Below are 2,389 nucleotides of genomic sequence, written 5' to 3'. Positions count from 1 at the left end.
GGGCGGGGTAGAGCTCGTGTTCTTCGGCGTATTCGTGGGGCAGGAGCCGTTCGGCGAGCAGGCGGTGGGTTTCCTCGACGGCGGCCAGCGCTCTGGGGCCGGGGGTGTCGGAGAGGCGGTCGGCGGTGTCGCGTACGGCGTCGAGGACGTCCTGGAGGTCGTCGTGTTCGGCGGCGAAGCGGTGGATGAGCGCTTCGGCGGCGGGGGTGACGGCGGGGCGTGCGGCCTGGTCGACGCGCAGGGCGCGCAGGGCGTTGAGGATGACGGCGACGTCGATGCCCTCCTGCAGCAGAGCGCCGGCGGCGGGCGGGAGCAGGCCGACGGCGGCTGCCGCCATGGCGGCCAAGGACATCAGCATGCCGCCGAGGGCGCTTTGGACGGCGATGCGGCGGGCGCGTTGGGCGATGGTGACGGCGTCGGCGAGTCGGTCGACGCGGTCGGTGGTCAGGACGACGTCGGCGGCTTCGGAGGAGGCGGTGGAGCCGCGGGCGCCCATGGCGACGCCGATGTCGGCGGCGGCGAGGGCGGGGGCGTCGTTGACGCCGTCCCCGACCATCACGGTGACGGCGTGTTCGCGTTCGGCCCGTACGGTGGCGACCTTGTCGGCCGGGGTGAGTTCGGCGCGTACGCCGTCGAGGCCGAGGACGGCGCCGACTTCGCGGGCGGGTGCGGCGCGGTCGCCGGTGAGCATCAGCAGCCGCTCGATGCCGGCCGACCGCAGGTGGCGCAGGGTGCGGGGGGCGTCATGGCGCAGGGGGTCGCGCAGCAGTACGGCCCCGGCCGGCTGTCCGTCGAGGGTGAGCCAGGCGACGGCCGCGCCGTCGAGGAGTGCGCGGTTGTCGACCGCCTTCGACCAGGCGGGCCGGGCGTCTGCGGGGGCGAGGCGGCCGACGGAGACCCGGCGGCCGTCCACGGTGCCGGTGGCGCCCCGGCCGGGTTCTTCCGTGACGTCCGTCGGGGCCGTCAGTTCCAGTCCGCGTTCTCTGGCGGTGTCGACGATGGCCTGGGCCAGGACGTGCGGCGAGTACTGGTCGACCGAGGCCGCCAGTCGCAGCACCTCCGCGGGCTTCAGGCCGGGGGCGGCGGTGACGTCGAGGACGCGGGGGCGACCGCGGGTGAGGGTGCCGGTCTTGTCGAGGAGGAGGGTGCGGGCACGGCCGAGGTTCTCCAGCGCGCCGCCGTCGCGGACGACCACGCCGAGGCGGGAGGCGCGAGAGAGGCCGGAGACGATGGCGACCGGTGCGGCCAGCAGCAGGGGGCAGGGCGTGGCGACGACCAGGACGGCGACCGCGCGGATCGCGGATCCGCTGATCAGCCAGGCCAGCCCCGCCACCACGAGGGACAGAGGGAGGAACCAGGCCGCATAACGGTCGGCGAGCCGCACGACCGGTGCGGACTCGGCCCCGGCCTGCTGGGCCAGGCGGACGATCCCGGCGTAGGTGCTGTCCTGCTCGGTGGCGGTGGCGCGCAGTTCGAAGGCGCCGCCCGCGTTGACCACACCGCTGCGCACTCCTTCGTCCAGGGCCCGTTCGATCTGGAGGGGTTCACCGGTGAGCACCGACTCGTCGAGGACGGCGGCGGCGCTCACCACGCGGCCGTCGACGGGCACGACCTCCCCGGGGCGGACGACGAGCAGGTCACCGGCGGCGACTTCTCCCAGGGGCACCGTGGCCACTCCGGTGTCGGTGCGGCGGTGTGCCGAGCGCGGGGCGTGTTCGAGCAGGGCGCGCAGGTCGTGGGAGGCGCGCCGCTGGGCGGCGGCTTCCAAGGTGCGGCCGGTGGCGAGCATGAGTGCGATCAGGGCGCCGGCGAGGTATTCGCCCACGGCCAGTGTGCCGCCCAGCGCGAGTACGGCGATCAGGTCGACACCCGCGTGCCCTCGGCGCAGTGCGGNNGGGCACGACGGCAGCCGCAGTGCCCAGCGCCCAGAACAGGTCGGCGAGGCCGCGTGCGTCGGTGAGCCAGGCGATGCCGCCGGCCGTGAGGGCTGCCGCGGTGACGGCCAGGAGGACCGGTTCGAGCCGTGGGGACATGACTGCGGTGGTCAGGCGGCTGAGTCGTGCTGCTGTGTGATCCATGGCGCACCTCGGTCCGTGCGGCGCGGCGACCGTCGGGGCTGGCTGTCCCTCTTCATCCCATCGTGGCAGCCGGCGTCGGTGGCAGGGGCCGTCCGGNNGCCCGCGGCGGCTCGGCGGGCGTGGGTGCGCAGGTGGTCGGGGACGACCCGGTCTTTGACGACGGGGTAGCCCCATTCGTCGAGGTCGATCAGTTCGGGGAGCAGTTCGCCGCACAGGCCCTTCCCGGTACAGGCGATGCGGTCGACGCGCAGGGTCTTGGTGGGGGTCATCGCCAGGTCTCCGGGGGAGTGGCGGGCGGTACGGGGATGAGG

Annotated in this window: 2 protein-coding genes and 1 pseudogene; all 3 read right to left on the bottom strand. The window is 74.8% G+C overall.

The window, feature by feature from the left end:
• Positions 1–1,893: pseudogene (locus tag AOK15_RS33965) on the bottom strand (heavy metal translocating P-type ATPase); the annotation flags it as partial.
• Positions 1,894–1,895: 2 nt separating this feature from the next.
• Positions 1,896–2,078, bottom strand: a 183-nt coding sequence (locus tag AOK15_RS47740; protein WP_420877017.1) for a hypothetical protein, incomplete at its 3' end; no start/stop codon positions are given.
• Between the two features lie 98 nt (positions 2,079–2,176).
• A partial coding sequence (locus AOK15_RS45310) for a ferredoxin (protein ID WP_055522159.1) occupies positions 2,177–2,347 on the bottom strand: 171 nt, incomplete at its 3' end.
• Between the last annotated feature and the right edge of the window lie 42 nt (positions 2,348–2,389).

Origin of the sequence: Streptomyces ossamyceticus (genome assembly GCF_001418475.1) — a bacterium.
GTDB lineage: Bacteria > Actinomycetota > Actinomycetes > Streptomycetales > Streptomycetaceae > Streptomyces > Streptomyces ossamyceticus.
Note: the sequence above shows the minus strand (reverse complement) of the source record. Positions and strands in the feature narration are given on the sequence as shown.